Genomic DNA, 23,508 nt, shown 5'->3' with positions numbered 1-23,508 from the left:
TACGGTGGCCGCATGGGAGACACGACAACCCGGGAGTTGTATCTGGAGACCGGCCTCGCCGTCCTCGCTGATTCGGGCTACAGCGCCTTGAAGCTGTCCGAGGTGTGCAACCGACTCGGGGTCACCACCGGCTCGTTCTATCACTTCTTCAAGAACTGGTCGGACTACACCACCCAGTTGATCGACCACTGGCTGGACTCGCGCACCCAGGTTGAGGTCGCGGCGGTTCAGTCCGTGCCTGATCCGCTGCGCCGGATGATCGAGCTCATCGAGTTCGCGGTGTCCCTCCCCCACGACGCGGAGGCCGCGATCCGCACGTGGGCGGCGATGGATCCGGACGTCCGCGAGGTGCAGGAGGCAGCCGACCGCGCACGCTACGATGTCGTCTTCGACCTCGCCATGGAACTACTCGACGACCGGGTCGCCGCTCATCGGTACTCGAGCTGGGCCAACTTCGTTCTCACCGGATACGAACAGACCACTCTCCCCGAGGACCGTGAGGCCCTCCGGTGGGCGGCCGAGCAGTTCATCACGTCCCTCGCGGATGCGGGCCGAAGGCATCGCGACGGCCAGATCGTGACGACGGACGGTCGAACCCAGACGCCGGTGGACGCCCGCGACTGACCTGCCGCGCCGCACCCGGGCACCCGGGAACAAAACGGACCGTGGTTTCATTTACCGATCATGAAGAAGATCGGTTTCCTGTCGTTCGGTCACTGGTCGGAGTCGCCCGGATCGCAGGTCCGGACGGCCGCCGACACGCTGCTGCAGTCGATCGACCTCGCCGTGGCCGCCGAGGAACTGGGCACCGACGGCGCGTACTTCCGGGTTCACCACTTCGCGCGACAGCTGGCGTCGCCGTTCCCGCTCCTGTCGGCGGTCGGCGCCAAGACCAGCCGCATCGAGATCGGCACCGGCGTCATCGACATGCGCTACGAGAACCCGCTGTACATGGCCGAGGACGCCGGGGCGGCCGACCTCATCGCCGGCGGGCGCCTGCAGCTCGGCATCAGCCGTGGATCGCCCGAGCAGGTCATCGAGGGCTACAAGTACTTCGGCTACGTCCCGCCGGAAGGTTCCACCGACGCGGACATGGCCCGTCAGCACACCGAGGTGTTCCTCCGCGTCATCGAGGGCGGCGGCTTCGCCCGACCCAACCCGCGACCCATGTTCCCGAACCCGCTCGGCCTGTTGCCGATCGAGCCGCAGTCGCCCGGTCTTCGCGACCGCATCTGGTGGGGCGCCGGCACCCGTGCGACCGCCGAATGGACTGCGCAGCAGGGCATGAACCTGATGTCGTCGACCCTGCTGACCGAGGACACCGGCGTGCCGTTCCACCAGCTGCAGGCCGAACAGATCCAGCGATTCCGAAAGGCCTGGGCCGATGCCGGCCACCCGCACGAGCCGCGGGTCTCGGTGAGCCGCAGCATCTTCGCGATCGTCGACGACCGGGACCGCGCCTACTTCGGCCGCGGTGGCGACGAGTCCGATCAGGTGGGCGTCATCGACAACAGCGTGGCTCGGTTCGGCCGCAGTTACGCCGACGAGCCGGACAAGCTCATCGAGCAGCTGCGCGAGGACGAGGCGATCGCTGCGGCCGACACCCTCCTGCTGACCGTGCCCAACCAGCTCGGCGTCGACTACAACACGCACGTCATCGAGTCGATCCTCACCCACGTGGCACCCGAACTCGGCTGGCGCTGAGTTCGACCATCGGCGATTTCGCCACGCGAACGACCGCACTCCCATAACGTCACGAGCGATCCCCATCCCCACCCCGAGGAGTACTCGCCCATGTCCGAAGTGATCGTCGTCGCCACCATCTCGCCGAAGCCCGGCGAGGAGCAGGCCGTCCGCGACGCGGTGCTGGCCGCGATCCCCCAGGTGCACGGCGAGCCCGGCTGCGGCAAGTACGCCCTGCACGAGGCCACCGGCGACTCGACCGACCTGGTCATGATCGAGCGCTGGGAGTCCTTCGACGCGCTGGCCACCCATGGTGGCGCACCGGCGCTGACCGAACTCGGCAAGAAGATCGGGCCGCTGCTGGCCGGCCCGCTGGACGTGAAGACGTTCTCCCCCGTTCCCGCCGGTGACGCCGACAAGGGCGCGATCTGACCTGCTGAACCGACGACGCCCTCGCCCCGTTCTCGACGGGACGGGGGCATTGTCCTATTCGAATCCCACCGCACCTGTTGATTCGCCGGACAGATGCGTGCTAAAAACTGTATAACGATCGTTAGATAAAGTGATGGGCGCCATGCTGGGTCCCACACCGGTTCGCGACACCACACGGAGGAAGCCCCCATGCCCGAAGCCACGATCATCGAACGTGTCTGACTCAGCGAAAGCCGCTGCCGGAAAACGGTTCACGGTCGACACCGAGGGATTGGACTGGCGACGGCGCGAGCCGGTACCGCTGCCGACGACCCTGGTCGCGGCGAAGCGCGCGTTCTATGAGCGCGGGTTCCACGGAACCTCGATCCGCGACATCGCGTCGCGCGCCGGGGTGTCCCTGCCGACCCTCTATTACCACCACGACAACAAGCTCGGCATCCTCGTGGAGTTGCTCGAAGCCGCGATGACGTCGGTCCTCGCCTGGGTCGGAGCAGCGATCGAGGAAGGGCGCACGCCGAGCGAGAAGCTGTCGAACGCGATCGAGTCCATCGTTCTGCACATGACCAGCGATCTCGAGCTGGCCAGTGTCGCAAGCGAGTTCCGCCATCTCGACCCGGAGGACCCGCGCCGCGAGCCCTACATCGCGATGCGGACCGAGACCGAGAACATGCTCGCCGACGTCATCCAGGCAGGCCTGGACTCGGGCGAGTTCCGATTCGACCAGGACGCAAAAGACGTCCTGCGCTATCTCTTCGGCGCCTGCCAGGCGGTCACCACCTGGTACCGCCCGTCCGGTGCTCGCACACCCGCAGAGGTCGCGGCGTCCTACGCCGAGATCGCACTGCGGGTCGTGGGTGCGCAGGGCGCGAACAACAACTGACACAACGAATTACGGTCCACGAAAGGGAAATCCATGAAGCGCAAGATCTTCGAAGACGAGCACGAGGCCCTGCGGGAAACCGCGCGCAACTTCCTGATCCGCGAGTGCGGTCCGTACAACGAGGAATGGACCAAGGCCGGTCAGGTCGACCGTGAGATCTTCAAGAAGGCCGGCGACGCCGGTCTCCTGGGCTTCAACATCCCGGAGGAGTACGGCGGCGGCGGCGCGATGGACGACTTCCGCTTCAACGCGGTCGTCGTCGAGGAGTTCGCCAAGTTCGACGGCGCGGCTCCCGGCCTCAGCCTCCAGAACGACGTCGTCGCACCGTACTTCGTCCACCTGGCCAACGACGAGCAGAAGAAGCGCTGGATGCCGGGCATTGCCACCGGTGAGACGATCCTCGCCGTCGCGATGACCGAGCCGGGCGCCGGTTCGGACCTCGCCGGGATCAAGACCTCGGCGAAGCTGGAGGGTGATCACTACGTCCTCAACGGCAACAAGACCTTCATCTCGTCGGGCATCAACTCCGACCTCGTCGTGGTCGTGTGCCGCACCAACCCGGACCCCGCGGCCGGCCACAAGGCGTTCTCGCTGCTGGTCGTCGAGCGCGGCATGGAGGGCTTCGAGCGCGGCCGCAAGCTCGACAAGATGGGACTGAAGGCGCAGGACACCGCCGAGCTGCACTTCAACAACGTGCGCGTCCCGGTCGAGAACCTGCTCGGCCAGGAGGGCATGGGCTTCTACCACCTGATGCAGAACCTGCCGTCCGAGCGTCTGTCGATCGGCATCGGCGCGATCGCCGGTGCACGCGCGATCTTCGAGGAGACCCTGCAGTACACCAAGGACCGCAAGGCATTCGGTCGTCCCATCGGCACCTTCCAGGCGAACCGCTTCACGCTTGCCGAGATGGCCACCGAGCTGGATATCGCCGAGGTCTACATCGATCGCTGCCTCCAGGGGGTGCTCGACGGTGAACTCGACGCCATCGACGCCTCCAAGAACAAGTGGTGGTGCACCGAGCTCGCCAAGCGTGTCATCGACAGCTGCCTGCAGCTCCACGGCGGCTACGGCTACATGAACGAGTACCGCGTGGCCCGCGCCTACACCGATGCCCGCATCCAGACGATCTTCGGTGGCACCACCGAGATCATGAAGGACATCGTCGGCAAGAGCCTGGGCGTCTGATCCCGGAGTCGAACCACAACGGCCGGTGGGTCACGCTCAATGCGTGGCCCATCGGCCGCTCGTTCACTGCCGGTGTTCGGCGCCCGCGGCCGTCAGGTGTTCCACGACCTGCTGGACCGCTGACCGGGACCGCGGCCGCGCCAATGCCTCGTACACTCGTGCCGCCCTAACTCCCTTGAGTTCCAAACGCTTCACCCGCGGGTGACGGACCGCGAACCGCGGCATCAGCGCGATCCCGTGACCACCGGCGACGAGCGCCTCGATCGTGGTGAAATCCAGCATGCGTTGGGTGACCCTGGGCGCGACCCCCGTCACCGCCGAGATCGACTGCAGCACATCGTCGACCGGAAACCCGCCTTCGACGCTGATCCAATCGTGTTCGGCGAGTTCCGAAACCGCCACCTCGTCGGCCTCGGCGAGCGGACTGTCGACGGGGACGATCACGTCGACCGGCTCGCGCATCAGCTCGGCGACCCGCACGCGCGACTGATTGACCGAGGGCGTCCGCTCGTCGCGGTGCGTCACGACGACGTCGAAGTCGGCGAGAGCAGGTGCCGCATCCGAATATCCGACGTCGAGGTGAAAGGCGTGCACCTCGATCCCGGATTCGGCGGCGCGGTCGAGGACGGTCGGCAGCAAGAGCGTCGAACCCGACGGGAACATGGCGAGCCGCACACGGGCCCGGCCCGATCGATACGACGCCATCTCCTCCTGGGCCCGTTCGACCGCGGCGACCACCTCGTCGGCGCGCAGCACCAGCGCCCGGCCCGCCTCGGTCAGCCGGATGCGCCGACCGTCCGGTTCGAACAGGGGCACGCCGGCCTCGTCGGCGAGAACCTTCAGTTGCTGGGACACCGCCGACGGCGTCATGTGCATCGCGTCGGCGACCGCTCCGATCGACTCACGATCGGCGAACTCACGCAACAACCGCAGCCGACGGACCTCCATGCGCCAAAGGTACCGACACGCGACCGGACCACCTGCGGAATGTCTCCGCCCCCGAAACGGTTGTGGGGAGCATGGCAACACAAGACGTGACCCTGGAAACCTTCCAACCCACCATCGAGGCCGATGGCATCGTGCTGCTCGACTTCTGGGCGAGCTGGTGCGGCCCGTGCCGCATGTTCGGCCCCGTGTTCGAGAAGGCCTCCGAGGCCCACTCCGACATCTTCTTCGGCAAGATCGACACCGAGGCAGAGCAGCAGCTCGCCGGAAGCCTTGGTATCCAGTCGATTCCGACGCTGATGGCCTTTCGTGACGGCATCCTCGTGTTCAACCAGCCCGGAGCGCTCCCCGCCGCACAGCTCGAAGAGCTCATCGGCGCGGTCGAGGCTCTCGACATGGACGACGTCCGGGCGAAGGTCGCCGCCGCACAGCAGTGACCCGCTGACGCGCACACGGGGAGGATTGTTCAGTAAATCTGAACAATCCTTCCGTTTAAATTCGATTGTCCTTCATCGCGGCGACTCGGACGATGGTGACCATGTCCACTCGTGACCGGTTGCTCGCCCTCTGTGTCGTGTTCTTGTGGGGACTGAACTTCGTGGCCATCCACTTCGGTCTCGAACACTTCCCGCCGTTCTTCCTGGCTGCGCTGCGCTTCGCCGTCATGGCCATCCCGGTCATCTTGTTCGTGCGCTTCCCGAAGGTCCGGCTCAAATGGTTCCTCGTCTACGTGGCGGGGTTCGGGTCGGTGCAGTTCATGTTCCTGTTCCTGGCGATGAGCCTGGGAATGCCTGCCGGACTGGCCTCGCTGGTCCTGCAGACGTCGGCGCCCTTCACGGTGATCCTCGGCGTGCTGTTCCTGCGTGAGCGGATGACGGTCGCCCAGGTGGTGGGCCTGCTCGTCGCCGTCGGCGGCATGGGTCTGATCGCCTTCGACCGCGCCGCCGGCAGCGACATCGGTGTGGCCGCACTTGTCCCGACCGGCCTGACCATCCTCGGTGGGCTCAGCTGGGCGATCGGAAACATCGGCGGCCGGCTCGCACAGCCCGACGACTCGTTCCGGATGACCATGTGGATGGCCGTCGTCGCGTCGCCTCCGCTCTATCTGGCGAGCCTGATCATCGAGGGACCTTCCGCGGGCTTCGACGCGCTCATGACGATCGGCACGGACACCGGGCTGCGCGCCCTCGGCGGACTCATCTACCTCGCCGCTCTGGGAACCCTCGTCGGCGCGGGCCTGTGGACCGTGCTCCTGAGCCGCAACGACGCCAGCCGGGTGTCGCCGATGTCGCTGCTGGTGCCCGTCGTGGGCATCAGCGCGTCGTTCGTCTTCCTCGGCGAGGTTCCGACGGTCGGCGAGATCGTCGGTGCGGTGATCGTTGTCAGCGGCTGCGCTGTCGGCGTGATGGCCCGGCCGCGATCGCCCAGACCTCAGCGACTGCCGACCGAAGCTGCGGCAGCCAGCACGACGACGGAAGCCGACGACGAACTGACGTGCGCCGCGACAGCTGCCCGCGACCGCTAGCCGGCGATCTCCTCCCGGCCCGCCGACGATGCCTCGTCGAGGGCTCTCCGGACCTCGGCACACATCCGGTCGACCGCCGCGCGGGCTCCGGAGCTGATCAGGGTCATGTTGATGAACCCGTGGATCATCGACCCCTCCCGGCGCAGCGTGACCGGAACCCCCGCCTCCTCGAGCCGCTTGGCGTAGGCGAGGCCCTCGTCGCGCAACGGGTCGAAGCCGGCGACGATGACGTGCGCCGGCGGGAGTCCGCTGAGGTCGTCGGCGAGAAGCGGCGAACACCGCGGGTCCTTGCGCTGCGCGACGTCGGGCACGTAGCGGTCGTTGAACCACTCGATGCCGTCCGCGGTCAGGAAGAAGCCGGTCGCGAATTCACGACGCGACGGGGTGTCCGCGGTGGCGTCGGTGACCGGGTAGATGAGCAGCTGGAAGACCGGCGTGACCGGCTCGTCGCGGACGAGTCGTGCGACCACGGTCGCCAGGTTGCCGCCCGCGCTGTCCCCGGCGACCACGATCCGCTCGGGGTCGAGACCCCACCGCGGTGCGATGTCGACGGCGAAGTGCCAGGCTGCGACGGCGTCGTCGACTCCGGCGGGGAACGGGTGCTCGGGCGCGAGCCGGTACTCGACCGACAGGACGTCGAGTCCGGTGCCGTGCGCGAGCCGGCGCACGAAAGTGTCATGGCTGATGCGACTGCCGGTGACGAAGCCACCGCCGTGGTAGTAGACGATCAGCCCGTCCGACTGCGTCGACGACCGATACCGCGTGGCCGGGATGGGACCGTCCGGACCGTCGATGACCAGGTCTTCCTCAACCGCCATGGGCGGCAGGTTCTCCGCCATCGACGCGCCGCTCTCGTCGGTCGCGAAGCGTGACCGGGCGACCTCGCCCGCGAACGGGTTGAGGCCCGGGACGTGCTGGTTGGCCCAGCCGATCGCGGCGAGTTCGGGCGCGACGCGTTCGCCGTCGGAGTTGACCGGCGCCCGCCGGCCGAGGACCGACATCGCGGCGTCGGGAATCTTCCCCGCGGCGATCAGCACGCCACGCTGGATTCGCGCGGGCAGGGACAGACGCAGATAGGTGTCACGGCTCACAGTGGCCGAGCCTACTTGCTGGTCGGCGGTCAGCACGAGCAACCCGGGGATCGACGCTGTGGAACACTCGTGGCCATGCCCGACCGCCCATCGTCCACCACCGGAACCGCCTCTCGCACGCGCACCCGTGTGCCCGCCCGCACCTCGGTCGCGCTGGCGGCGGCCGCAGCGGCTCGCTGGGCCTCGCGCACCGCGGGACGGGGCAAGGGTTCGATGATCGGCGGCCTCGTCGCCGCCAAGATCGATCCCGACATCATGCGTCGTCTCGCCGCCGGCAAACGCTCCGCGATCATCACCGGCACCAATGGCAAGTCGACGACCACCCGGATGACCGCCGCGGCGATGGCCGAACTCGGCGAGGTCGCCACGCAGGCCGACGGCGCCAACATGGACGCCGGCATCATCGCGACCCTCACCCTCAGCCGCACCGCGCCACTGTGTGCGCTGGAGGTCGACGAACTCCACGTGCCGCATGTCAGCGATGCGGTAGATCCCGAGGTGTTGGTCCTGCTGAACCTGTCGCGCGATCAGCTCGACCGGGTCGGCGAGATCAACATGATCGAGCGCAGGCTCCGCGAGGGCATCGCCCGTCACCCGTCGACCACCGTGATCGCGAACTGCGACGACGTACTCGTCACCTCGGCCGCCTTCGACGCTCCCGACGTGGTGTGGGTGGCCGCGGGCGCGAGCTGGGTCGGGGACTCGGTGAGCTGTCCCCGCACCGGCGAGCCGATCGTGCGGTCCGGCGACGGCTGGCAGTCGACCGGCGACGAGAACTTCCGTCGGCCCACCCCCGACTGGTGGTTCGACGACGAGAACATCTACGGCCCCGGCGGCTTCTCCGCTCCCCTGAGCCTGGCCGTCCCCGGCCGGGCCAACCGCGGGAACGCGACGCAGGCCGTGGCTGCCGCCGTCGCGATGGGCGCGGACCCGGGCAAGGCCGTTGCCGCGGTCGGGACGGTCGGCGAGGTCGCCGGCCGCTACGGCGTCCACCAGGTCGGGAACCACTCCGTCCGTACCCTTCTCGCCAAGAACCCGGCCGGATGGCAGGAGGCCCTGTCGATGATCGACCAGGACGCCGACGGTTTGGTCATCGCGGTCAACGGTCAGGTTCCCGACGGCGAGGACCTCTCCTGGCTGTGGGACGTGCGGTTCGAGGCCTTCGAGACGATGCAGGTGGTCGCCGCCGGCGAGCGGGCCGCAGATCTGTCGGTGCGCCTGCTCTACGCGGGCGCGGAGCACACCACGATCCCCGACCCGATGGCGGCGATCGCCTCGTGCCCGCCCGGACGCGTCGAGGTACTCGCCAACTACACCGCGTTCCGCGATCTCGGGATCGCCATGGAACGTGCGGCACGTGCACGAAAGGCCGAACAGTGAGCGAGTCGACGCTGCGGATCGGGCTGGTCCTGCCCGACGTCATGGGCACCTACGGCGACGGCGGCAACGCCCTCGTCCTCAAACGTCGTGCTCTCATGCGCGGCATCGACGCCGAGGTCGTGCACATCACGCTCGACGACGCGGTGCCGGACTCCCTCGACGTCTACACCCTCGGCGGCGCCGAGGACTACGCCCAGCGTCTGGCCACCCGCCACCTGACCCGTTACCCCGGCCTGCAGCAGGCCGCCGCGGCGGGACGCCCGGTCCTCGCGATCTGCGCCGCCATCCAGGTGCTCGGTCACTGGTACGAGACCTCGGCCGGTGAACGGGTCGACGGCATCTCGCTGTTCGACCTGACCACCGCACCCCAGGAGAAGCGCAGCATCGGCGAACTGGTCACCGAACCGACCCTCGCCGCGCTCACCCAGCCGCTCACCGGTTTCGAGAACCACCGCGGCGGAACCACATTGGGCTCCGACGCCAAGCCGCTGGGTCGCGTGAAGCACGGTGTCGGCAACGGCGTCGGCGACGGCACCGAGGGCGTCGTGCAGGGCAGCGTGATCGGCACCTACATGCACGGTCCGGCCCTGGCCCGGAACCCGGAACTCGCCGACCACCTTCTCGCCACCGCGCTGGGCGTCGAATCCCTTGCGCCGCTCGACCTCCCGGAGGTCAGCCGGTTGCGCAAGGAGCGCCTCGCCGCCGGCCGGCGGCGGTAGGCACTCACTCCCCCGGCAGGATCCCCGCGGACTCCGCCGCGGCTTTCAGCACGTCCACGAGCATCTCGACGGTCAGCCGTCCGGTGAAGGTGTTGTGCTGACTCACGTGATAGCACCCGAACACCTCGAGGGTCGCGTCGTCGCGGGTCAGTATCGTCGACGCACCGTGTCCGAACTTCGGTGCCGGACGCGGCACCGTCCAGCCGAGCGCGCCGAACGTTCGCAGCGTCGACTGCCAACCGAAGGCGCCGAGCGTGATCACCGAACGGGCCGTCGGAGCGAGCAATTCGAGCTCACCGTGCAGCCAGCGTGAGCATCGGTCCCGTTCCTCGACAGTCGGCTTGTTCTGTGGCGGAGCGCAGTGCACGGGCGCAGTGATCCGGGTGCCGAACAGTTCCAGCCCGTCGTCCATCGACACCGAATGGGGCTGACTCACCAGGCCGGCGAGATACATGGCGGAGAACAGGAAGTCGCCCGACTGGTCGCCGGTGAACATGCGGCCGGTGCGGTTGCCACCGTGCGCGGCCGGTGCGAGACCCACGATCAGCAATCGGGCGTCCGCCGGTCCGATGCCCGGGACCGGGCGCCCCCAATACTCCTGGTCGGCGAACGCCCGACGCTTCTCGCGGGCCACCTGTTCACGCCACTCGACGAGCCGCGGGCATGCGCGACAGTCGATCAGCTGCGCGTCGAGCTCCGCGAGATTCCGGAACCGCTGTCGAGGAGCCATATCCGACAGTAACCGTGAGCGGTGGTCATGCCGCTAGTCCAACACGACGCACCGTTCACGGGTGCGGTCCACCGCGAACCAGCCGCGCTCGAACTCCTGCCAGTGCTTCAGGTGCACCCGAGACTCCTCGCCGTCCCGCGCGACGGCCCGCTCGAGACGCTCCGCCTCGGTGCCGCCGTCGAGCCACAGGGCGTGGGCCAACCGGTCGGCGATCCGACGCCGCGCCGACGACACCCCTTCGATGATCAGCAACGGCTGCCATTCGATCCACACCTGCGGTCCGGGCGTCGCCACGCCGTCCCGCCACACCCGAGGCCGGTAGCGGTAGTCCCGTCGTCGGCCGAAGGAATGCAGCACATCCGCTTCCAACTCGGGCCACCAGGCGACCGGGTCGTCCCAGGAGGCGAAATCGTCGGTGCGCACCAGCGTCACCCCGGCGCCCCGTTCACGTAGTTGCTTCACCAGCAGGTCGGCGACCGTCGACTTCCCGGCCCCGGACGGGCCGTCGATCGCGACGATCCCCGAGTCGAGCTGGGCAGCGAGTCCGGCGACCCGCGCACCGACCTCTGGGGAGATGATGTCGGACGCCGTCACCGCACCCCCACGCCCGTGAACAGGCCCGGCGGGATCTTCGTCAACGGCGCGGTGATCGGCGCCTCCGGGACCCGGGTCACGCCTGTCCGGCCGGTCCGCAGGTATTCGGCGATCGCGGCGTCGAGCGGCCGGTTCGCACGGCCCAACTGCCCATGGTCGCCGCCACCCACGGTGATCAGGTGGCTGTTCATCTGCCGGCGCATGACGAGGCTGCCTCGATACGGCGTCTGGGGGTCTCCGACACTCTGGATCTGCAGCGGGCGGACGGCGAGTCCACGATTCCGGATCGGGATCGGACGAGTGACCGGAGCGGCTCCCGCGCAGGCCATCCCCGACCGGTAGATCAAGCCGGGTGCCTCGAACGGATCGGCGGTGACGTAGCCGGCGATGAACGCGGCGAGATTCGCCGACGGATCGGCCAGCACTTGGTTCTCGTTGCACAGGACGGCACCCTGCATGTCCTGTGAGATCGCCGCGGCCTCGAGCACCGCGGGTGAGGGTTCGGCGAGCTTCCGGGTTGTACCGGCCGTCATCATCGCGATGATCGGCCAACTGTTCCGGTCAGGTGCGAACGCCTGCGTGAGGATCAGCAGCCCCGAATTCGCCTGCACCGAACCGGGTGTCAGCAGTGTCGCGGCGAAGTTCTCGAACCGTGCTCGCGCATCTGCGGTGAGGTCGGTGCCGGCGATGTACTGGTCGGCGACGGCGCGGAGGCCCGGCGGGACGTCCCCGACCTGTGCCGGTGGTGCGACCAGTGACGGCGGGACGCCCGCCTCGGCACTGACTCGGTCACTCCATTTCCGGTACACCGCAAGCGGAGTCGTCCCCAGGCGGTAGATGTGGTCGTGGCGCGCGATCCACGCCATCATGGCGTGGACGCGAGCCTTGTACCCAGGGGTCTGCGCGTCGAGGAGAGCGTTCCACACGAGGCCGGGGTCGAAGCCGGAATCGAGGACCAATCGGTCGACACGCTGGGGGAACAGCGTCGCGTAGGTCCCGAAGAGCAACGTCCCGTAGGAGATCCCGTACAGACTGATCTTGGTCTCGCCAAGCTTTCGGCGAACCACCTCGATGTCACGCGCGGTGTTCTCCGTGGTCAGTGTCGACCCCAGACCGGGCGTACGCCGTGCACATCGATCACGGTTGAGTTTGCCTGCAGCGGTGTAGATCTCGGCTTCCGTTCCGGTGAGCGGTGCACATTTCAGCGGCGTACCCGACACCAGACCCCGCGGCTGCACCGCGACGAGATCCCACTGGTCGCGCACCTCGTCCGGCACACGCAGCTGACTGAACATCGCGATCGCGTCGCCGCCGGGACCTCCCGGATTACCCATCAGGACACCGCGCCGCTGAGACGGTTGCCGCGCGGGAATGCGACTCACGAGGAGCTCGATCGTGGGTCCGTTCGGCCTGGTGTGATCCAGCGGGACCTCGACCGCAGCGCAGCGGACACTCGCCGGGACACCGTGGACGGCGGGACATGACGTCCAGTCCAGCTCGGGTTCCGCAGCCGCGGCGAGCGGCTCGGCGCGCACCGTGTCCAGCAGACCGACCGTGGCCACCGCGGCCACAACCAGCGCGATCACCCGGACTCGTCGACGCCCCCGCTTCAGCGATATCACTCCCCGACCCTAGCCGGGCACACGAGAAGCTTGCGCGTCTGGCCCTCAGGCCAGAATCCGGCGCCCGGACAGCGCCCGGCCGAGGGTGAGTTCGTCGGCGAACTCGAGGTCGCCGCCCATCGGCAGACCCGACGCCAGACGCGTCACCGACAGCCCGGGGAAGTCCTTGAGCATGCGCTGCAGGTAGGTGGCGGTGGCCTCGCCCTCCGTGTTGGGGTCGGTCGCGACGATCACCTCGCTGACGTCGACGCCGTCCTCCTGATTGGCGAGCCGACGCAGCAGCTCTCGGATGCGGAGCTGGTCGGGCCCGATCCCCGACAACGGGTCCAGTGCACCGCCGAGCACGTGGTAGCGACCGGTGAACTCCTTGGTCCGCTCGATCGCGTGCACGTCCTTGGGTTCTTCGACGACACAGATCTTGGTGGCGTCCCGACGCGAGTCGGAGCAGATCCGGCACAAGCGATTCGCCGACACATTGCCACATTCGGCGCAGAAGACGACGTCGTCGCGTACACACCCGAGTGCGGCGATCAACCGGTCGATGTCGGACTTCTCCCCCGCGAGCAGATGGAAGGCGATGCGCTGCGCACCCTTCGGACCGAGACCCGGCTGTTTGGCCAGTTCATCGATCAGATCCTGGATCGGTCCTTCATACATCGCGTGCCCGGGTTCTCTGGTGTGGTGGGAAGGATCGCGCGGCGGGCGCGATCAGCCGCCGAGCCCGGGGATGCCGCCGCCGAGGCCTCCGGCCAGCGGGCCCATCTTCTCGCTCGTGAGCTGCTCACGCTTCTGCGACAGGTCGGCGAGCGCGCCGAGCAGCAGGTCCTGCAGGGTCTCTACATCCTCGGGGTCGACGACCTTGGGATCGATGGACACCGCGGTCACCTCGCCGGTGCCGTTGCCGGTCACGGTGACCAGACCGTTGCCCGCGCTCCCGACGATCTCCGCCGCGGCGATCTCGTTCTGTGCGGAGAGCAGCTTCTCCTGCATCTGCTGCGCCTGGGCCAGCAGACCCGCCATCGGGTTCTCGCCGCCCTGGCCGCCGCCGAACAATGCGCTGGGATCGAATGGTTGCGTCACGCCGTCCAGGGTAGCCCCCGGGTCAGCGCAGCAATCGATCGACATGCGCGGCGATGTCGTCGACGGTCGTCTCGTCGACCGGGCTGATCTCGAAGGACAGCACCTCGTCGCCGAACAGATGACTCGCCCGCCGCGTGAGCGAGAACTCGAAACGGTCGTCGACGCGCCGCCACTCGACGATCCCGCCGTAGACGGGCGCACTCGCCCCGGTGGTGACGCAGTGTTCGTCGGCGCGCGGGCCGCCGGTGAGGTCCCGCTGGATCTGGAAACACGCCAGCGACTCGTCGTCGATGAACACGACGGCCTCGCAGCCCAGGTCGGGGTGTCGTTCGTACGACGCGCGGATGGTCACGGTCGCCAGGGTACTTTCCGCCACCCGTCTGGAGGCCGCCGCTGAAAAACGCCCCTGCGAAGGGCCCTCCAGAACCCGGCCGACGACACTGTGTCGCCGGTCCGGCTGTGGGGGGTGGATTCCGGTGGCGGATTTCAGGCGAGGTTTAGAGGGGCGCTTTTCAGCGCAGCACCGACCGCCGACTCTCGAATCGACGCTCCGTCCCGTCGAGCGGGTCGGTGAACTCCAGGGCATGAGCGACGAGCCTCAGCGGGGCCGAGAAGTCTCCATGGTCGGGCCGTTCCGCGAGCTCGGGGCGGACCTCGGGATACAGCGGGTCGTCGACGATCGGCACACCGAGCGACGACATGTGCAACCGCAGCTGATGCGTGCGTCCGGTGTGCGGCACCAGCCGGTAGACGCCGCCACGCTCGGTCTGTTCGACGAGGGTGACGTCGCTGATGGCGTTCACCGGCCCGTCGACGACGCGGGCCCTCAGGTCACCGGCGGTCTTCTCGATCCGGTCGCGCACGGTCACGGTCTCGGTGAGTCGCTCGTCGACCGGCGCCAGCGCGCGGTACTCCTTACGTGCCAGCCGGGAGGCGAAGAGGTCCTGGTACGCCGCCCGGACCTCGGGGCGCAGCGTGAAGAGCAGCACACCGGCGGTGAGCCGGTCGAGGCGGTGGGCCGGCGAGATCGTCTCGCTGCCCAGTTCGCGGCGGAGTCGGACCAGCGCGGTCTGCGTCACGTGACGACCCCGCGGCATGGTGGACAGGAAGTGCGGTTTGTCCACGACGACGATGTTCTCGTCGCGGTAGAGCACCGGGACGTCGAACGGGATCGGGACCTCGTCGGGCAGGTCGCGGTACAGGTAGAGCGAGACGTTCACCCGCGACGGGGCGTCGAGATCGACGGGCCGGCCGTCGGCGTCGACGATCTCACCGGCCGCTGCACGCGCGTGCAAATTCTCGATCCCGAGACCCACGAGGCTCGGCGACGCCAGTAGTGCCTCGGCGACGGTGGATTCCGGCCCCGCCCGCAGCACCACCCGCGTCGAGTCGACGCCGTCCCGGATCGGGAGCGGCGAGGGCCGGGCCCGACCCCTCCTCCGTGACGTCAGTTCTCGAGGCGCTTCTTGAGATTGCCGAGTACCTCGGCCTGGATGCGGTTGATCGCCTTGGGCGCGAAGGTCTTCTCGAAGAAGCCGCCGATGCCGCCGGCGCCCTTCCAGCTGGTGGTGGTCGTGACGCGCGAGCCGCCGGCCGACGGGGCGACGGTGTAGGTCGTCACCATGGTGGAGTTGGCGTCGCGCTCGGTCACGGTGTCCGGGGTCACGCTGACGGTCGCCTGGACGTCGCGCTGCCGCTTCTCGGAGGCCTGCAGAATCCAGTGCACGACGGTGCCGTCGCCGTTACCGCCGCTGATGACCTTGTAGTCGCGGTAGTGGGCCGGGAGGATCGCCGGGCGCACGTCGTTGTAGTCCGCGAGGGCTCCGATGACGGCGTCCGGGGCGGCGGTGATGTCGATCGACTGCGATGCGGAAACCTGACCCACGATGGAACACTCCTCGGGACGAAACGATTGGCGGGCGAACTGATCAAGTCCTAGGCTAACCGGGTGAGCTCTGGCTTGGAGATGGGGGGACAGGCATTTGACCAGGGGGTGTCCACCCTACTGGCCAGCTATCGTGCCATCCCTCCGAACGCGACCGTGCGCCTTGCGAAGAAGACTTCGAACCTCTTCCGCAAGCGCGCAGCCAATCCACATCCCGGACTGGACGTCTCCGGACTCGACCGGGTGATCTCGGTCGACCCCGACGCCCGCACCGCCGACGTCGCCGGGATGTGCACCTACGAGAACCTGGTCGCGGCGACACTGCCCTATGGTCTGGCACCCCTGGTGGTCCCGCAACTCAAGACGATCACCCTCGGCGGGGCGGTGACCGGCCTCGGCATCGAGAGCACGTCGTTCCGTTCCGGACTGCCGCACGAGTCGGTGTCGGAGATCGACATCCTGACCGGCGACGGGGAGATCATCACCGCGACGCCCACCAACGAACACGCCGACCTGTTCTTCGGTTTCCCCAACTCTTATGGAACGCTGGGCTATTCGGTCCGCCTGCGCATCGAACTCGAACCGGTGAAGCCCTACGTCGCGTTGCGCCACGTGCGTTTCACCTCGATCGCCGAACTGCAGGCGACGATGGCGACCATCGTCACCGAGAAGACCTACGACGGTGAACAGGTCGACTACCTCGACGGAGTCGTGTTCTCCGCCAACGAGTCCTACCTCACGCTCGGGCGCCAGACCGACGAGGAGGGCCCGGTCAGTGACTACACCGGCATGGACATCTTCTACCGGTCGATCCAGAACAAGACCACCGACCGACTCACGATCCACGACTACCTCTGGCGCTGGGACACCGACTGGTTCTGGTGCTCACGAGCTTTCGGGGCGCAGAACCCGAAGATCCGCCGCTGGTGGCCGAAGCGCTACCTGCGCAGCAGCTTCTACTGGAAGCTCATCGGACTCGACCAGCGTTGGGACATCGGCGACCGCCTCAATGCCCGCAAGGGCCTCCCACCGGGTGAACGGGTCGTCCAGGACATCGAGGTGCCGATCGAGCGGACCGCCGACTACGTCGAATGGTTCCTGGACAACATCCCGATCGAACCGATCTGGTTGTGCCCACTACGCCTTCGCGAACCAGCCCTGCCCGGTTCGGACTCGGCGCGCCCGTGGCCGCTCTACCCGCTCGAACCGCGACGCACCTACGTCAACATCGGCTTCTGGTCGGCCGTGCCGGTCACCCCGGGCGATCCCGGACACACCAACAAGATCATCGAACGCAAGGTCGCCGAACTCGACGGCCACAAGTCGCTGTACTCGGAAAGTTTCTACGAGCCGGAGGAGTTCGACGAACTCTACGGCGGAGAGAGTTACCGGCTCCTGAAGAAGCGGTACGACCCCCGAGGCCGCCTTCTGGACCTCTATGCGAAAGCGGTGAAACGCCAATGACGACATTCAAGGACGCAGCGACCGGTGCGGAATCCCAGACCGGGAAGATGTCCCTGTCGGAGATCTTCGAGACCCTCTTGGGCGGCAACCTGTCCATCCGGATCTCGGCGTACGACGGCAGCAGCGCAGGCCCGGCCGACGCCCAGTACGGCCTCAACCTGAAGACCCCGCGCGGCACCACCTACCTCGTCACGGCGCCCGGCGATCTCGGCCTGGCCCGCGCCTACATCGCCGGTGACCTCGAGCTCGTCGGCGCACATCCCGGCGACCCCTACCCCGCCCTGAAGGCGCTTGCAAGCGATCTGGACTTCCACCGCCCGTCGCCGCTGGCCCTGGCACAGATCGCCCGCTCACTCGGCATCGAACACTTCAAGCCGATTGCCCCGCCGCCGCAGGAGGCTGTGCCGCGCTGGCGTCGTTTCGCGGAAGGCCTGCGTCACAGCAAATCTCGTGACGCCGAAGTCATCCACTACCACTACGACGTCTCGAACACCTTCTACGAGTGGGTCCTCGGCCCGTCGATGACCTACACGTGTGCGGTCTACCCCGACCGCGACGCGTCGCTCGAAACCGCCCAGGACAACAAGTACCGCCTCATCTTCGAGAAGCTGCGCCTCAAGCCCGGCGACCGGCTCCTCGACATCGGTTGCGGCTGGGGCGGAATGGTCCGCTACGCCGCCAAGCGCGGCGTACACGCCATCGGCGCGACGCTGTCGGCCGAGCAGGCCGAGTGGGCGCAGAAGGCCATCGTCGACGAAGGACTCTCCGACTTCGCCGAGGTGCGCCACAGCGATTACCGCGACGTCACCGAATCCGGTTTCGACGCGGTGTCGTCGATCGGTCTGACCGAGCACATCGGTGTCGGCAACTACCCGGCCTACTTCGGCTTCATGCGCGACAAGCTGCGCCCGGGTGGAATGCTGCTGAACCACTGCATCACCCGGCCCGACAATGCGAGCCGCAGCAAGGCCGGCACGTTCATCGACCGTTATGTGTTCCCCGACGGCGAGCTCACCGGTTCGGGCAAGATCATCTCCAAGCTCCAGGACATCGGCGGCATGGAGGTCATCCATGAGGAGAACTTCCGCGAGCATTACGCGATGACCCTGCGCGACTGGAACATCAACCTCGTCGATCACTGGGACGAAGCCGTGGCCGAGGTCGGCGAGGGCACCGCCCGCTTGTGGGGCCTGTACATGGCGGGCTGCCGGATCGGCTTCGACCGCAACATCATCCAGCTCCACCACGTGCTGGCGACCAAGCTCGACAGCCACGGCGGCCATCAGGTCCCGCTGCGGCCCTGGTGGAACGCCTGATCCTTCTCGACCAACGAGACCCCGTCGGATGTCCGGCGGGGTCTCGTCGTTCAGGTCCCGGGATTGTTCATCCCCGAGCGGCTCAGACGAGGGGGACGTCGATGATCGGCCTGCGCTCGTCCGCGCCGGGGCCGTCGAAGTGCCACCACTCACCGGAGTAGACGGTCAATCCGCCGGCCGCCATCGCCTGGCGCAACCGCGCCCGAGCCGCTTGCGCCGACGCCGAGACCCCCTGCGTCGCATAGGCGGTCGCGCGTGGGGTGAACGAGTCGAAGTCGGTGCCCATGTCAACGCGACAGAGATTGCCGACCTTGCGCGGCACCGGACAGTTCGGGGTGCGGACGGCCAGGGTCACGTCGACCGAGCGTCCCGCCTCATGGCTGGTCGAGTACGGGCCGGGGGCGGCGACCCACGCCGGATCGGGGACCTTCTGGAACATCTTCTGCTGCACCGAATGCGGCCGATAGCAATCCCAGAACACCAGCGTCTCGCCGCGGGCCCGGAGCCTCTGGGCCGCGGTCCGCAGTCCCGGAGCCATCGACTCGTGGACCAGGCAGCGGGCGTTTCGCGGATACAGCCGCTCCCCCACGAAGTTGTTGGTCGTCGCATACCGCAGATCGAGCACTGCGTCGGCGACGACGGTCTCGACGTCGACGAGGCCGACCGCGCGTGCCTGCTGGTCGACGGGAGCCGCCTCGGCATCTGCCATCGACAACGTCAGCACCGCCACCACCGCTGCCGGCACCGCGGCCAGACGTAGGACCGATCGGATCTGCATGTCTGCGTTCTACCAGCCCTTCGTCTTGCCGGTCACTCGATCGGCCGTGCCCCGAGCTCGGACTTGAGGAGTTCGAGAGCAACCTGGTCGGGGTCGAGGCGCTTCTCGGGACCTCCGGTCCGGGCGTCGGCAACCATCTCGGCTCGCTCCTCGTCGGGGATGTCCTCGTCCGCGCGTGGCGGTTCGGGCTCCTCCGGCTCGGCCACCGGCTCGGGCGGCGGCGCGGCGGCGGACTGGTCACGGGACCGACTGGGGCGTGAGTACGACTGCCGGGGCTTGGCCTGCTGTTTCGCTGCCTGTGCGCCACCGGCCGCCGACGGCGCGACCGCCGTGCCCGGGGCCTGGTGCACCGTCCGCACGTCCAGCGGTGTGCCGAAGACCTCGGCGAGCGCCTCCCGGATGATCGTGACCGCGTGCGGCGCCGAGAGTCGTCCGACGAGCACCTCGACCGGATGTCCGAGCACCACCGTGGTGCCCTCGAGGTCGGCGATGACCGCCGCCGACAGCATCGGCTCGAGACTCTTGGAACGCTCCCGCACCGCGGCCCGGATCTCCGGGTAGCGCTTGCGGATCGCGTCGGCGTCGAGCCCGCCCGGGGCAGCCGGCTCTGGTTCCGGTTCCGGCTCGGGCTCCGGTGCGGGGCGCTTCGCCCGGGCCGGCATCGCATCGGGCGGCGGGACCGAGTACTCGTCGACCGGCTCATCCGGCAACGGGATGTCGTCGGAGTAGGCCGACGGGGCCGGCTCGGCCACAGGTTGCCGGGTCCGCTCCGGAGCCGGTTCGGCCACGGGTGCACGCGAGGGCGGCTCCGGCGCCGTGGGGGTTCCGCCGTTCCGGACCGCCGGGCGCACGGGTTCGGCAACCGGCTGCGCCGGCGCGGCGGCCTCCGCTTCGGGTTCGTCCCAGGGGACGTCGAGTGTCGGTGCAGCAGCGTCGACTTCGGGAGTCTCGGTGTCGGTGGTCCCGGTGTCGAGATCCCCGAGATCGAGCCCCTCGGGTTCCGGAAGCGCGTCGGCATCGGCCAGGGCATCGGGGTCGGGAAGGGCGTCCAGATCGGCGATGGCGTCGGGCGCGGGCTGCTCGACGATCAGTTCCTCGAGCATGTCCGCGTCGTCGGTCTCGACGGCGGCGGCCGCGGCGGCCTGCGGTGCGACAGCAACCGGTTCCGCGGCGGGCGCGGCCGGCTCGGGCTCTGCAGCCGCAGCGGCGGGTTCGGCCGGCGCCGGTTCAACCTTCGCGACCGGCGCAGGCGGTTCGGGTGCGGTGGGTTCCGGTGCGGTCGGCATCGGGGGCACCGCAGCAGCCGGGGCAGCCGGTACGGATGCCGGCGAAGCAACGGGGGTGTCGGCCTCGGCGGCCTCGGCCGCAGCGCGACGTGCCTCCTCGGCGGCCTTCGCCTCTTCCATGGCCTTGCGCTGCGACGGACGCACGAACTTCGGTTCCGGTTCGGGCTCAGCAGGTTTCGCGGGCACCGGAATCGACGTGGTGCCGATCCCCGACTCCAGACGCTCGAGTCGCTGCAGCAGGGCCGCGTCGTCGTTCGACACCCCGGGCAGCAGCATGCGCGCGCACATCACCTCGAGGAGGAGTCGCGGCGACGTGGTTCCGCGCATCTCGCCGAGGGCGTCGTGCACGATCTCGGCGAAGCGCGTCAACGAAGCGGGGCCGAGCGTCTCGATCTGGCCCCGCATCCGTGCGAGCTGATCACCCGGCGCCTCGACCAGGCCACGGTCGGCGGCATCGGGGACGGCCTGCAGCAGGATCAGGTCACGGAGCCGTTCGAGGAGATCGACCGCGAAGCGTCGTGGGTCGTGACCCGCGTCGACGACCTTCTCCACGGCGCCGAACAGCGCCGCGCCATCGGCCGACGCCAGTGCCTCGACGGCGGTGTCGATGAGCGCGACATCGGTGACGCCGAGCAATGCGAGCGCCCGCTCGTACGCGACGCCCTGGTCGTCGGCGCCGGCGAGGAGCTGATCGAGGATCGACAACGAGTCACGCGGCGAACCGCCGCCGGCACGGATGACCAGCGGGTAGACCTCGGGCGCGACGGTGACGCCCTCCCGTTCACAGATCTTCTCCAGCAGCCCGCGCATGACCGGCGGGGCGAGCAGACGGAACGGGTAGTGGTGGGTACGCGAGCGGATCGTCGGCAGCACCTTCTCGGGTTCGGTCGTCGCGAACACGAAGATGAGGTGCTCCGGCGGCTCCTCGACGATCTTGAGCAACGCGTTGAAGCCGGCGTTGGTCACCATGTGCGCCTCGTCGACGATGAACACGCGATAGCGCGACTCGGCCGGCGCATAGAACGCGCGGTCACGTAGCTCGCGGGTGTCGTCGACGCCGCCGTGGCTGGCCGCGTCGAGTTCGATGACGTCGAGGTTGCCGGGACCGCCGGGGGCGAGAGCCACGCACGACGTGCAGGTGCCACAGGGACGCGAGGTGGGGCCCTCGACACAGTTCAACGACCGCGCCAGGATTCGCGCCGACGACGTCTTGCCACAACCGCGCGGACCGGAGAAGAGGTACGCGTGATTGATGCGCCCCGAGTCGAGGGCACGGCTCAACGGATCGGTGACGTGCTCCTGCCCCACGACGTCGGCGAAGGTAGCCGGGCGATAGGTGCGATACAGAGCCACGCGTCGAGAGTACCGGCGACCCGTGACATCGGATGCGCCTGCCTCACACTGCGGGCGACGCCCCGGTCTCGGGCGCTTCACCCATCGACTCACCGGCGGTTCCGACCAGGTCATCGGCCATGCCGGCCGACAGGTTCACCCGCTCGGCGTCGGCCCGTACCACCGGTTCGACGCCCCGCGGACTCCCACCCTCGGCCTGCTCGGTGGACAGTCCGCCGTCGGCGATGACCGCGGCCGCCACCCCCGGGGCGATGACCGCGGCCGGATCGGCCGCGGTGGTCGGACGGGAACCGAAGACCCGCAGGGCGACGACCGTCGCGATCAGGATTCCGACATACGCGAACAGATAGGGACTGACGGTGAACCAGTTGAGCCAGGTGACCCGCGTCTTCACGTAGAGCCCGGTGTAGTAGCCGTCGGGCACGAGCGCCGGGACGTGCGTCGGCCAGGCGAACGCGAGCAGCACGAGCGCCGCGGCACCCACCGCCGCCAGGCCGCGTTCGAGCTGGGTTCGCCTCAGGTCGAGGGCCAGGTGCACCCCGATCACCACGATCGGCACGAACCAGACCCAGTGATGCCCCCACGACATCGGCGACACCTCGCAAGCGGTCATGCCGACGATGCTGACCGCCAGCAGCTCTTGACCCCTGCGGTGGGCGTAGGTCGCGACCGCGAACCCGGCGACGAGCGCGGTGAGCGCCAGGGCTCCCCACAGGAGGGTCGACGGGTGGTCGGTGTCGAGGTGGTTGGCGAGCATCCCGCGGATCGACTGATTGCCGCGCAGCTGCGCCGAGCCGACGCGTTCGGACTGGAACAGCTTGCCGGTCCAGTAGGCCCACGAGTCACGGGGCAGGACGAGGAACCCGATCGCCACCGTCATGACGAATCCGCCGATGACCCCGAAGAACGCACGCCAGTTGCGTTGCACCGCGTAGTAACCGGCGAAGATCAGCGGAGTCAGCTTGATCCCGGCGGCGATGCCGGCACCGACACCCTTGGTCCTACTGGTGTCGGAACGGGTGAGGTCGGCCAGGATGAGCAACATCAGGAAGACGTTGATCTGGCCGTACCAGATGGTGGTGCGGACGGGCTCGAGCAACATCGCCACCGCGACGAGCGACATTGCGATCACCCGCAGTGGCCAGGTCACCGGCCGGCCCAGGCTGCGGAAGCTCAGCAGAACGACGAGATAGAGGGCGACCACGATGCCCGCGGTCCACAACCATCGCGCCACGTCGAACGAGATCCATGCGAGCGGGGTGAAGAGCAACGCCGAGAACGGCGAATAGGTGTAGTCGAGGTCGCCGATCATCTTGACGTCGTAGAGGCTGGCGCCCTCGGTGACCGCCTGAGCACCCTGCCGATAGACGGCCAGATCGATCTGGTTGTTCAGCAGACCCCAGAACTGGGCTCCCCAGGGCACGACAACATCCTGGAGGACAAGAGCGATGACCCCCACGATGGCGAAACCGGATGCGAGAAGAACCGGCCTGGGCAGATTCACGATTTACAAGAGTGGCATAAGAGTCGGTGCATACCGGCTCACTCGCCGCCGAATGA

Annotated in this window: 24 protein-coding genes; 11 read left to right on the top strand and 13 right to left on the bottom strand. The window is 68.3% G+C overall.

The annotated features are described in order from the left end of the window. The first annotated feature begins 12 nt into the window (after positions 1-12). From RVF83_RS07805 to RVF83_RS07785, 5 genes are all read left to right on the top strand, one after another. Complete coding sequence (locus RVF83_RS07805) at positions 13-624, top strand: TetR/AcrR family transcriptional regulator (RefSeq protein ID WP_005194476.1); 612 nt, start codon at positions 13-15, stop codon at positions 622-624. Positions 625-684: 60 nt separating this feature from the next. Continuing rightward, positions 685-1,704, top strand: coding sequence for an LLM class flavin-dependent oxidoreductase (locus RVF83_RS07800; protein ID WP_005194474.1), 1,020 nt, complete (start codon positions 685-687; stop codon positions 1,702-1,704). Between the two features lie 90 nt (positions 1,705-1,794). Then, the gene (locus RVF83_RS07795) at positions 1,795-2,115 is read left to right on the top strand and encodes a putative quinol monooxygenase (RefSeq protein WP_005194472.1); all 321 of its coding nucleotides are present in this window, start codon (positions 1,795-1,797) and stop codon (positions 2,113-2,115) included. Positions 2,116-2,329: 214 nt separating this feature from the next. Beyond that, positions 2,330-2,995, top strand: a complete 666-nt coding sequence (locus RVF83_RS07790; protein WP_005194471.1) for a TetR/AcrR family transcriptional regulator — start codon at positions 2,330-2,332, stop codon at positions 2,993-2,995. Positions 2,996-3,028: 33 nt separating this feature from the next. Beyond that, positions 3,029-4,180, top strand: coding sequence for an acyl-CoA dehydrogenase family protein (locus tag RVF83_RS07785; protein WP_006358975.1), 1,152 nt, complete (start codon positions 3,029-3,031; stop codon positions 4,178-4,180). A gap of 63 nt (positions 4,181-4,243) precedes the next feature. Here the strand turns inward: RVF83_RS07785 and RVF83_RS07780 are convergent, their stop codons facing one another. After that, positions 4,244-5,128, bottom strand: coding sequence for a LysR family transcriptional regulator (locus RVF83_RS07780; RefSeq protein WP_005199049.1), 885 nt, complete (start codon positions 5,126-5,128; stop codon positions 4,244-4,246). 71 nt (positions 5,129-5,199) lie between these two features. Between RVF83_RS07780 and trxA the strand changes: the two genes are divergently transcribed. Continuing rightward, on the top strand, positions 5,200-5,562 hold the full coding sequence (gene trxA / locus RVF83_RS07775; RefSeq protein WP_005199050.1) for a thioredoxin: 363 nt from the start codon (positions 5,200-5,202) through the stop codon (positions 5,560-5,562). A 101-nt stretch (positions 5,563-5,663) separates the two neighbouring features. Next, positions 5,664-6,650: an EamA family transporter gene (locus RVF83_RS07770; RefSeq protein WP_005199051.1), complete on the top strand. Its 987-nt coding sequence runs from the start codon at positions 5,664-5,666 to the stop codon at positions 6,648-6,650. Here RVF83_RS07770 and RVF83_RS07765 read toward each other — a convergent pair. Further along, on the bottom strand, positions 6,647-7,741 hold the full coding sequence (locus tag RVF83_RS07765; protein ID WP_005199052.1) for an alpha/beta hydrolase: 1,095 nt from the start codon (positions 7,739-7,741) through the stop codon (positions 6,647-6,649). The two genes, RVF83_RS07770 and RVF83_RS07765, sit on opposite strands and share 4 nt — an antisense overlap. 75 nt (positions 7,742-7,816) lie before the next feature. Between RVF83_RS07765 and RVF83_RS07760 the strand changes: the two genes are divergently transcribed. Both RVF83_RS07760 and RVF83_RS07755 read left to right on the top strand, forming a co-directional pair. Continuing rightward, positions 7,817-9,121 carry a MurT ligase domain-containing protein gene (locus RVF83_RS07760; protein WP_039880579.1) on the top strand — a complete coding sequence of 435 codons (1,305 nt, stop codon included), beginning with the start codon at positions 7,817-7,819 and terminating at the stop codon, positions 9,119-9,121. Further along, the gene (locus tag RVF83_RS07755; protein ID WP_005199054.1) at positions 9,118-9,840 is read left to right on the top strand and encodes a type 1 glutamine amidotransferase; all 723 of its coding nucleotides are present in this window, start codon (positions 9,118-9,120) and stop codon (positions 9,838-9,840) included. The genes RVF83_RS07760 and RVF83_RS07755 overlap by 4 nt, the downstream gene beginning before the upstream one ends. Positions 9,841-9,844: 4 nt before the next feature. Here RVF83_RS07755 and RVF83_RS07750 read toward each other — a convergent pair whose 3' ends face one another. From RVF83_RS07750 to RVF83_RS07715, 8 genes are all read right to left on the bottom strand, one after another. Continuing rightward, on the bottom strand, positions 9,845-10,570 hold the full coding sequence (locus RVF83_RS07750; RefSeq protein ID WP_005199055.1) for a uracil-DNA glycosylase: 726 nt from the start codon (positions 10,568-10,570) through the stop codon (positions 9,845-9,847). Positions 10,571-10,603: 33 nt separating this feature from the next. Continuing rightward, a complete protein-coding gene (locus RVF83_RS07745; protein ID WP_005199056.1) occupies positions 10,604-11,164 on the bottom strand; it encodes a uridine kinase family protein in 561 nt (186 codons plus the stop codon). Further along, positions 11,161-12,750: an alpha/beta fold hydrolase gene (locus RVF83_RS07740; protein ID WP_005199057.1), complete on the bottom strand. Its 1,590-nt coding sequence runs from the start codon at positions 12,748-12,750 to the stop codon at positions 11,161-11,163. Before RVF83_RS07740 ends, RVF83_RS07745 begins: the two co-directional genes overlap by 4 nt. An 81-nt stretch (positions 12,751-12,831) precedes the next feature. Further along, on the bottom strand, positions 12,832-13,443 hold the full coding sequence (recR, locus tag RVF83_RS07735; protein ID WP_005199058.1) for a recombination mediator RecR: 612 nt from the start codon (positions 13,441-13,443) through the stop codon (positions 12,832-12,834). A 51-nt stretch (positions 13,444-13,494) separates the two neighbouring features. Further along, positions 13,495-13,911, bottom strand: a complete 417-nt coding sequence (locus RVF83_RS07730; RefSeq protein ID WP_005199059.1) for a YbaB/EbfC family nucleoid-associated protein — start codon at positions 13,909-13,911, stop codon at positions 13,495-13,497. Beyond that, positions 13,889-14,218 (bottom strand): hypothetical protein, encoded by a 330-nt coding sequence (locus RVF83_RS07725; protein ID WP_005199060.1) that lies wholly within the window; start codon positions 14,216-14,218, stop codon positions 13,889-13,891. Before RVF83_RS07725 ends, RVF83_RS07730 begins: the two co-directional genes overlap by 23 nt. Before the next feature lie 160 nt (positions 14,219-14,378). Further along, positions 14,379-15,245 carry a pseudouridine synthase gene (locus RVF83_RS07720; protein ID WP_005199061.1) on the bottom strand — a complete coding sequence of 289 codons (867 nt, stop codon included), beginning with the start codon at positions 15,243-15,245 and terminating at the stop codon, positions 14,379-14,381. 68 nt (positions 15,246-15,313) lie between these two features. Then, entirely contained in the window at positions 15,314-15,751 is a 438-nt protein-coding gene (locus RVF83_RS07715) for an SRPBCC family protein (protein ID WP_005199062.1), read from the bottom strand. Between the two features lie 81 nt (positions 15,752-15,832). Between RVF83_RS07715 and RVF83_RS07710 the strand changes: the two genes are divergently transcribed. Beyond that, positions 15,833-17,215, top strand: coding sequence for an FAD-binding oxidoreductase (locus RVF83_RS07710; RefSeq protein ID WP_005199063.1), 1,383 nt, complete (start codon positions 15,833-15,835; stop codon positions 17,213-17,215). Further along, positions 17,212-18,531 carry a class I SAM-dependent methyltransferase gene (locus RVF83_RS07705; protein ID WP_005199064.1) on the top strand — a complete coding sequence of 440 codons (1,320 nt, stop codon included), beginning with the start codon at positions 17,212-17,214 and terminating at the stop codon, positions 18,529-18,531. Before RVF83_RS07710 ends, RVF83_RS07705 begins: the two co-directional genes overlap by 4 nt. Before the next feature lie 82 nt (positions 18,532-18,613). Here the strand turns inward: RVF83_RS07705 and RVF83_RS07700 are convergent, their stop codons facing one another. The 3 genes from RVF83_RS07700 to RVF83_RS07690 are packed head-to-tail and all read right to left on the bottom strand — an operon-like array spanning position 18,614 to position 23,452. After that, a complete protein-coding gene (locus RVF83_RS07700; protein ID WP_005199065.1) occupies positions 18,614-19,309 on the bottom strand; it encodes a M15 family metallopeptidase in 696 nt (231 codons plus the stop codon). 32 nt (positions 19,310-19,341) lie between these two features. Beyond that, positions 19,342-21,948, bottom strand: a complete 2,607-nt coding sequence (locus RVF83_RS07695) for a DNA polymerase III subunit gamma and tau (protein WP_005199066.1) — start codon at positions 21,946-21,948, stop codon at positions 19,342-19,344. 43 nt (positions 21,949-21,991) lie between these two features. After that, a complete protein-coding gene (locus RVF83_RS07690) occupies positions 21,992-23,452 on the bottom strand; it encodes a glycosyltransferase 87 family protein (protein ID WP_039880581.1) in 1,461 nt (486 codons plus the stop codon). Positions 23,453-23,508 lie beyond the last annotated feature (56 nt).

The sequence above is a fragment of the Gordonia rubripertincta genome (genome assembly GCF_038024875.1).
GTDB classification, from domain to species: domain Bacteria; phylum Actinomycetota; class Actinomycetes; order Mycobacteriales; family Mycobacteriaceae; genus Gordonia; species Gordonia rubripertincta.
Note: the sequence above shows the minus strand (reverse complement) of the source record. Positions and strands in the feature narration are given on the sequence as shown.

What these genes read in the sequence shown, in the direction of transcription:
- RVF83_RS07730 (WP_005199059.1), bottom strand. Translation starts at nt 13,911, where the DNA reads ATGTCGATCGATTGCTGCGCTGACCCGGGGGCTACCCTGGACGGCGTG.
- RVF83_RS07780 (WP_005199049.1), bottom strand. Translation starts at nt 5,128, where the DNA reads ATGGAGGTCCGTCGGCTGCGGTTGTTGCGTGAGTTCGCCGATCGTGAG.
- RVF83_RS07770 (WP_005199051.1), top strand. Translation starts at nt 5,664, where the DNA reads ATGTCCACTCGTGACCGGTTGCTCGCCCTCTGTGTCGTGTTCTTGTGG.
- RVF83_RS07800 (WP_005194474.1), top strand. Translation starts at nt 685, where the DNA reads ATGAAGAAGATCGGTTTCCTGTCGTTCGGTCACTGGTCGGAGTCGCCC.
- RVF83_RS07760 (WP_039880579.1), top strand. Translation starts at nt 7,817, where the DNA reads ATGCCCGACCGCCCATCGTCCACCACCGGAACCGCCTCTCGCACGCGC.
- RVF83_RS07710 (WP_005199063.1), top strand. Translation starts at nt 15,833, where the DNA reads ATGGGGGGACAGGCATTTGACCAGGGGGTGTCCACCCTACTGGCCAGC.
- RVF83_RS07785 (WP_006358975.1), top strand. Translation starts at nt 3,029, where the DNA reads ATGAAGCGCAAGATCTTCGAAGACGAGCACGAGGCCCTGCGGGAAACC.
- RVF83_RS07705 (WP_005199064.1), top strand. Translation starts at nt 17,212, where the DNA reads ATGACGACATTCAAGGACGCAGCGACCGGTGCGGAATCCCAGACCGGG.
- recR (WP_005199058.1), bottom strand. Translation starts at nt 13,443, where the DNA reads ATGTATGAAGGACCGATCCAGGATCTGATCGATGAACTGGCCAAACAG.
- RVF83_RS07700 (WP_005199065.1), bottom strand. Translation starts at nt 19,309, where the DNA reads ATGCAGATCCGATCGGTCCTACGTCTGGCCGCGGTGCCGGCAGCGGTG.
- RVF83_RS07750 (WP_005199055.1), bottom strand. Translation starts at nt 10,570, where the DNA reads ATGGCTCCTCGACAGCGGTTCCGGAATCTCGCGGAGCTCGACGCGCAG.
- trxA (WP_005199050.1), top strand. Translation starts at nt 5,200, where the DNA reads ATGGCAACACAAGACGTGACCCTGGAAACCTTCCAACCCACCATCGAG.
- RVF83_RS07805 (WP_005194476.1), top strand. Translation starts at nt 13, where the DNA reads ATGGGAGACACGACAACCCGGGAGTTGTATCTGGAGACCGGCCTCGCC.
- RVF83_RS07795 (WP_005194472.1), top strand. Translation starts at nt 1,795, where the DNA reads ATGTCCGAAGTGATCGTCGTCGCCACCATCTCGCCGAAGCCCGGCGAG.